Source organism: Aeromicrobium sp. P2_G6 (genome assembly GCF_056403535.1).
Genome location: NZ_JBFUFH010000012.1, coordinates 1 through 6,463, shown reverse-complemented (window position 1 = coordinate 6,463; position 6,463 = coordinate 1). Strand labels below are relative to the sequence as shown.

Here is a 6,463-nt window from a genome sequence, read left to right as displayed (position 1 = left end):
GGCTGCCACTCGACCTTCTCAATGTATGCGTCGCCGCCGAAGTCGATCAGTGGGCCTACGTTGAGGGCGCATGTGGTGATTCCTACGGGCAAGGCCATGATGGCTCCTTGGTCGGTGCGACTTAGGAGCGCGGCGGCTTGCGGCGTCCCGTGTGTTGCGTTGTGGTGGCTAGGTCAGGCTGATGGTGGGTCCGTCGCGGACGACAACTTCGGGGCTGTCGACAACGCGGACGATCGGATGCCTTGACGCTCCGGTGCTGATGACTGCAACCGCGCCCGTGCTGTCGGCGTTCGGCCCAGCGACGAGCCAGCCGGCCCAGTCCTGCCCGTCCCACTCGATGACTTCGGACGGATGCCATGTCCCGCCACCGTCGAAGCTGGCCTCCCACTGGTCGAGCTCGATGGGTGTTCCGTCGCTCGTTTCGGTGGTGATTTGGAGCCGGTAGAACTCGCGTGCCTCTTTGTGCAACTCCATGTCATGCCCTTTCGACGATGGTGACGGTGCGTGTTCCCTCGACGGTTGCCGTGTCGCGCTCGCCTTCGATGGTCGGGATGTTGCGACCGGTTTGGGCGATGGTGACCGCGCGTGTGGCCTGCGTGATGGCGATGACTCGTTGGCCTTCGATGACGGCGAGGATCTGGACGTCTCGGGGTGCGGCGGGGTCGAGGACCGAACCGGTGGCCGTGATGGTTGCCGTGGCGATCGCGGCTGCTGCGGTCTGCGTGCCGACCGTTCCCTCTGCTGCAATGGTGGCAACGAGGGGCGCGCTGGCGGCGGCGTTGCTGTTGACCGAACCCGTGGCGTCGAACGTGATTGCAACAGGGTTTGTGGCGTTCGCGTAGATGCCGAGGATGCCCGAAGCGGTGAGCGTGGCGACCGGTGCGAGTTGTGCCACCCCTGCGCCAGAGACGGTGCCGGATGCTGCGACTGTGGCAGTGGGCGAGAGGTCGGAACTCGTCGCTGTTCCTCGCGAGCCGGTTGCCGTAGTGCCAGTGGTGAACGCGATCGTGACGTCACCGTTGCGCCCGACCGTTGCCGTTGCTGTGGTCGTGGCGGTTGTGGCTAGTGCCGAGTCGCCACTCCGGGCAACCGTCGCGCTTGCCGAGATTGCGGCAGTCGTCACGAGGGTCGAGTCTGCGTTGCGGTTCAGCGATGCGCTGGCCGTGATGGCTGCGGTGGTCGCAAGGGCCGAGTCGTCGGCCACACCTCGCGCACCGGTAGCGGACACGCTCGCAGTGGAGATGAGTGCTGCATCGGCACTGACGCCGGGGCTTTCGGCGACGCCCGCTGCGGTGATCGTTGCCGTGGTGACAAGCGCCGAGTCCCCGACCTTGCCGACCGTACCTGTTGAGACGAGAGCGGCAGTCGCGGCGAGCGTGGAACCGGTAGAGCGGCCCGCCACTCCGGTAGCGGAAGCGGTGGCCGTGACGGGCTGGCTGGTGTTGCCCACGGTGCCGACGATGCCGGTTGCTGCGATGGCCGCTGCGGCAACGAGCGCGCCAGTGCCAACGAAGCCCTTTGCACCAGCGGCGGTGACCGTGGCGGTTGCTGGCTGCGAGGCGTCACCGGTTGTGACTCGAGCGCCCGTTGCGGCGACTGCGGTCGTGGCGGCAAGGGTGGCGTCGCCCGTCCGGTTGACCGTGCCGGTAGCGGTCAGGCTGGTCGTCACCGGCAGCGAGGCGTCGCCGTTAGGCGGGACAACTTCGTAGAACGCGATGCTGGCGCCCACATAGTCGTCGGCAGTGGAGGCGGTCCACCCAGAGGCCAGTGTGGCGCTGGACGACGCGACGGTTTGCCGCGCGGTCCCAACCCCCTGGTTGCCAAGATCGGGGTTGTTTATCAGGGTCCAGCCGGATGCCGGGGTCGAGGTGATCGCATTCAGGCCGGTGTGGATGATCTCGTAGGCTTCGAGTTTTACGCCGGTCGGCAGGCTGGTGATGTTCCACGACGGGTTAGCGACCGACGTTGAGGTTCCAGTCCCGGTGCCCGCCACCGCGATCGACCTCGCCGGATCGCCAGACATGGACGCCACGAACATCTGAAGGGCGGGTGTACCGGTCGCCGTCATTACGACGTTGCCCGAGCCGGTGGGCGGGTTTATCAGGTAGTAGATGTAGACCGCGCCGGATTCGGTGGATTCGGTCTGGAACAGCGCCCGGGTCATTGCGACCCCAAGGTAGGTGACGCCAGTGACCGTGTCGGTGGTCGAGGCGTTCTGCTCGATCATGACAACGGCGGCCTTGGTCGAGGCGGTGCCGACGAATCCAACCGTGCCTGAACCGGCGAACCCGTTGCCGTTGTTGGCGCTCTCGTGAGCGATCGTCACGGTCACCACCGCCTAACTATTTAGTCGGCGATGGGACCGCCTCAACGACGTTGGATCAGGCGGCGAGCGGGGTCAGCGAGACTCCAAGCGTGTTGAGCGTGAACGTGTTCGCAGACACCCACGCCTGCGATGCGGTCAGAGCAGCCGAGTACAGGAAGTTGCCCGCCGAAATGTCGTCCCACACGCTGATGTGCGTGATCGTTTCCGACGTGCCACCATTCGTCCAAACCGGGGCCGTGCCGTTCAACGCAATTGCGCCACCCGACGCTGCGGCCTGAGTGACAGCGACGCGCGTGGTCGAACCAACGGACGCGTTCGATGCGCCGGCCGAACCGGGGTCGCCCGTGTGCAGCTTCACGAACGTGCCAGCAACAACGGTGCGAGTCGTGCCAGATGCGCGGATGCAATTGAGCCAAGCGTTGGCGGTGTTGACGGTGGACAGGCCTGCGGTCATGACGGTTCTCCTTCATCGGGGGCGGTGCCTTGCGAGACGGTCCCCGAGGCGGTGATCGTCAGTTGGAATCGGTCAGTGGGTTGCTCGTCGGTTTCGGGCATGGCGCATTCCTTCGCTCGGTCTGGCGGGTTGATTCAGCGAACGGCTATGAGGTACGCGGACAGCAACGACGCGGCAACGGCGAGTAGTGCGAGTGCGCGAGATACCGGCGTCCACGTCTGCTCGGATCGCGCCATCTCTGCACGGGTCGCGGCCTCTTCCGATTCTTTTGCTTCCCGCAGCGCACGAGCGGTGGCCTCGACGGTGAGGTCTCGCGCGGCCGCGTCGGATGCGAGCTTCTGCGTTTCAGACTCGCGGGTCCGGTCGCGTTCCTCGAGCGTCTTGATTCGGCCGGCGTGATCGGTGACCTGGAACAGCATCAGGTCGAGCTTGCCTTCGATGCGCGCCAACTGGACGGGCGAGGGGTCGATCGCGGCGGATGGGGGTTCGTGTTCGGTCACAGATCCTCCGGGAGTTGTTGGGGGTATGCGAAAGCCGCGCGAACTCCGGAGAGTGTGCGCGGCTTTCGGGGCCGTGGATTGGGTCAGGCGGTCGGAATCTCGGACGTGACTTCAAGCCACACGTTCGACGTAGTGCCGAAGATGCTGGAGTTCGCGCACACTTCCTTGCCAGCCCGGTACAGGAAGATCGTCACCGAACCAAGCCCGCCACTGCCGCCAGCCTGCACGCCAAGTTTCGCCATGAACTCGTCTTCCTCAGCGTCGACTTGCAGCACCTTCTCGCCCGGCTGCAAATCCATGTTGACAACGAGACGGCAACCACCGGACAGGTTGATGGACGTGATGCCAATGGACCCGTGCGCGCTGTTCGTGTGCAAGTAGACCGACGTGCCGAGACGAATGACAGCGGTGCGTTCGATGATGCCGGACTGTGACGCGATGACCGGCTCAGACTCGGGAGTGTTCACGGCGATCGTGGCCGCGATGCTCGCACCGATGATGGCAATCGTGGCCACCAGCACCGTGATGAAACGGCCGATCTCTTTGAATCCGGTCATGCGCGCGGGTCTCCCTAGATTGCGGTGTATGAACACCGACTATAGCAAGGTGTATGAACACCCGCTAGACTTGGTGTATGAACAAATCCAAGGAAGCTAGAACAACCGCAGCCCCGGTTCTTGAGCGGATCGCCTACGCGCTGATGAAGCAGGCGTCAGACCGCTTCGACCAGTTCGGTGGCGGTGACGCCCGGGGAGCCGCGTTCTGGGATGCGTACTGCGGACTAATGGAGGGAACGCTCGCCATCCCTGAACCTGAGGACGTGCCCGAGGACTTTCGGCGCAACCGCGACCCGTTCCGCTCCGTCGAATGGGGGGATTGGTGCCTGGAGTCCCACCGAAGCGGCAAGGTCTTTGTTCGGCGACAGTGGTTCTGGCTCGCGTGGTATCCGTTGCGTGGTCGCCGCTGCCGGTTCGGATTCGACGAGGTGCAGGACGGGGGGTGGCATTTCTCTGCCGCTCTTGGTCCGCTGTACTTCGGCACCGGCTCTGGGCGCGCGGTCGTATGAGGATCAAGCGCGCAATCGTCAACGGGCTCGAGTGGCTCTGCGGGGTGCTCGACCGAACACCGGGACTGTGCCGCACCGACACTGAGTCGTGGCTCTCTGTCCGCCCTCACCGCTACTCCGATCTCGGGTGCGCACTCGGTCTCACCATGTACGGGATCAAGCTCGACGACCGCTGGGGAACGGGCATCTGGGGCGGGCCGGATGACCGCGCCTAATATGAGCCCCGTGCCGAACAAGCCGAAAACGCCGATTCGTGGAATTAGGGTTCCCGATGAAGTGTGGCGGGAAACTCAGCGGATCGCAGCCGAACGCGGAGAAACACCCAGCGACGTGGTGCGGGCTGCGCTTGAGCGATACGTGAAGCGGTACGGAACCCCGAAGGACTAGTTCACTTGCGACGGATGCGCGCACGAGCCAAATCGGCGATAGCGCGTTCCTCGGTCGGCGTGTAGGAGTCGAGCTCACACACCGTCGAGTTGCTGTCGTTGTCAAACGACGCGCTGACAATCCGGAACACCGTCGCACCATCCGAAGCCGTCGCGGTCAAGGTGCTCGGCGTCGGCTGCACACCACGCACACGAATCAACTCACCCGCGCGAATGTGCTGCGGGCCAACCATGCGACCCGTCGTCCAATCCCTGATCGGTCCAGCAATCGTGATCGTGCCTGCATTCGGCGCCACAGCGTGTGCAGCAAGGAACGCAGTACCGACAGCCGTAGCCGCCGAGTCCGACCAAATCTCAGACCCCAGCGGGATGGTCGCACAACGCACGATGCCCTCAGCGTCAAGAGCCGGGACAGTCGAAGTGACCGTCACGTTGTCGTCGCGACCCAACGGAGTCTTACCGGTGACGATGACCTTGTTGTAAAGCTCGGTCGTCGGTGTCGGGGCAGTGAACCCGTCATCCGTGGAAGCCTCGTAGCGGACGGTCGTCGGGAGCGCCACATAGTTGAACGGCCAACGCCCATCCGTGCCCTGCTCCCAAACCTGCCACACGAAACCCGGCTCAATCGCAGCAACATCATCAGCCAGTTGCATGCCGTGGATTCCGTCGATGTACGCCATCTGGTAAATGAACTGCGCGCTCGTACCGATGCTCCCGGTCGCAGCATTCAACCGCGGGCAGTAACGCACAACCCAATCCGTCAGAACCTCTTGCGGCAGAACATAGTTGTAGCGGGTGTCATAGCCCGTAGTCGTCAGCGAACCATCAGCGCCATACAACTGGGCACGCATCGCAAAGTCACGAACCGTCGCCCAATAGTCCTCATCCGTGACCGACGACAACGACGTGATCCGCTTGAACAGAAACAGCACGTCATACCGGTCAGTGAAATCGCCGTTGACGGTCTTGATCCTGAACGGACTGATCGTCGTAGACCACGAGTCATCCTGAACCACGTCAACAGTCACCCGGTCGAAACTGAGCACGCACGCAATGGTGCGCCAGTTGGAGTTGGTGATCCCGGCCTTGTCCTTGAACGCAATCGAGGCGATCCGCTGATTGCACAGGGTGGGAAGTCGCGTCGTCATCTCAACCGACGAGAGCGCCGCAACCTGGATGCCCTCCTGCGTCACATCGCAGACAATGGTCGGCTCATCGTCGGACTGCACCGGATAGTTACCGATAGTCGCGTCCATACGCTTCGTGCTGCGGTAGTTCCGGTAGAACGTGTCAAGGTTCGTGTCGATCGCGAACCACGGCGACGTCACATCCTGCATCGACGCCAGACCCTCACCAAGACACGTCACCTGCCACGTGCCGTCATCGTTGCGACCCTGCTCAAGCAGCCGGCCGCCACCGGTCTGCTCGGCAGTCATCGGGTCATACGTGAACACATCCGTGAACGTGTCGAACAACGACTGGTCGAGTTTGCGCTTCACGTTGAACGTGACCGACGCGTACCCACCAAACTGAATGTTCTTCGTCTGGATGTTGGAGACCTGATCGGTGATGATCGTGTCACCCATCCGAAGCTGAAGACTCACGTGGTCGCCGGACGGTCATAGAGGTACGCCGGGTAGTACGACCAGTTGACCGTGAACGTGACAGTCTTCGCATCCTTGGGGCTGAAGACGTGCAGCACATTCGCGGCACCCGGCACAACGTTCGGGA

8 protein-coding genes are annotated in these 6,463 nt (G+C 63.3%); 2 read left to right on the top strand and 6 right to left on the bottom strand.

The annotated features are described in order from the left end of the window. Positions 1-168: 168 nt before the first annotated feature. The 5 genes from AC1DVU_RS22270 to AC1DVU_RS22250 all read right to left on the bottom strand — a co-directional run bounded on the left by AC1DVU_RS22270 (position 169) and on the right by AC1DVU_RS22250 (position 3,837). On the bottom strand, positions 169-474 hold the full coding sequence (locus AC1DVU_RS22270) for a hypothetical protein (protein ID WP_476924656.1): 306 nt from the start codon (positions 472-474) through the stop codon (positions 169-171). A 1-nt stretch (position 475) separates the two neighbouring features. Continuing rightward, positions 476-2,326 carry a hypothetical protein gene (locus AC1DVU_RS22265; protein ID WP_476924655.1) on the bottom strand — a complete coding sequence of 617 codons (1,851 nt, stop codon included), beginning with the start codon at positions 2,324-2,326 and terminating at the stop codon, positions 476-478. Between the two features lie 55 nt (positions 2,327-2,381). Continuing rightward, positions 2,382-2,780 (bottom strand): phage tail fiber protein, encoded by a 399-nt coding sequence (locus tag AC1DVU_RS22260; RefSeq protein WP_476924654.1) that lies wholly within the window; start codon positions 2,778-2,780, stop codon positions 2,382-2,384. 134 nt (positions 2,781-2,914) lie between these two features. Continuing rightward, entirely contained in the window at positions 2,915-3,280 is a 366-nt protein-coding gene (locus tag AC1DVU_RS22255) for a hypothetical protein (protein ID WP_476924653.1), read from the bottom strand. A gap of 83 nt (positions 3,281-3,363) precedes the next feature. Next, entirely contained in the window at positions 3,364-3,837 is a 474-nt protein-coding gene (locus AC1DVU_RS22250) for a hypothetical protein (protein WP_476920557.1), read from the bottom strand. 77 nt (positions 3,838-3,914) lie between these two features. On the opposite strand from AC1DVU_RS22250, the gene AC1DVU_RS22245 reads away from it, so the two are divergent. Both AC1DVU_RS22245 and AC1DVU_RS22240 read left to right on the top strand, forming a co-directional pair. Further along, positions 3,915-4,346, top strand: coding sequence for a hypothetical protein (locus AC1DVU_RS22245; protein ID WP_476924652.1), 432 nt, complete (start codon positions 3,915-3,917; stop codon positions 4,344-4,346). After that, positions 4,343-4,561 (top strand): hypothetical protein, encoded by a 219-nt coding sequence (locus AC1DVU_RS22240; RefSeq protein WP_476924651.1) that lies wholly within the window; start codon positions 4,343-4,345, stop codon positions 4,559-4,561. The genes AC1DVU_RS22245 and AC1DVU_RS22240 overlap by 4 nt, the downstream gene beginning before the upstream one ends. Positions 4,562-4,734: 173 nt before the next feature. On the opposite strand, the gene AC1DVU_RS22235 is transcribed toward AC1DVU_RS22240, so the two are convergent. Continuing rightward, positions 4,735-6,318 (bottom strand): hypothetical protein, encoded by a 1,584-nt coding sequence (locus tag AC1DVU_RS22235; protein WP_476924650.1) that lies wholly within the window; start codon positions 6,316-6,318, stop codon positions 4,735-4,737. Positions 6,319-6,463 lie beyond the last annotated feature (145 nt).

What these genes read in the sequence shown, in the direction of transcription:
- AC1DVU_RS22250 (WP_476920557.1), bottom strand. Translation starts at nt 3,837, where the DNA reads ATGACCGGATTCAAAGAGATCGGCCGTTTCATCACGGTGCTGGTGGCC.
- AC1DVU_RS22240 (WP_476924651.1), top strand. Translation starts at nt 4,343, where the DNA reads ATGAGGATCAAGCGCGCAATCGTCAACGGGCTCGAGTGGCTCTGCGGG.
- AC1DVU_RS22260 (WP_476924654.1), bottom strand. Translation starts at nt 2,780, where the DNA reads ATGACCGCAGGCCTGTCCACCGTCAACACCGCCAACGCTTGGCTCAAT.
- AC1DVU_RS22270 (WP_476924656.1), bottom strand. Translation starts at nt 474, where the DNA reads ATGGAGTTGCACAAAGAGGCACGCGAGTTCTACCGGCTCCAAATCACC.
- AC1DVU_RS22235 (WP_476924650.1), bottom strand. Translation starts at nt 6,318, where the DNA reads ATGGGTGACACGATCATCACCGATCAGGTCTCCAACATCCAGACGAAG.
- AC1DVU_RS22245 (WP_476924652.1), top strand. Translation starts at nt 3,915, where the DNA reads ATGAACAAATCCAAGGAAGCTAGAACAACCGCAGCCCCGGTTCTTGAG.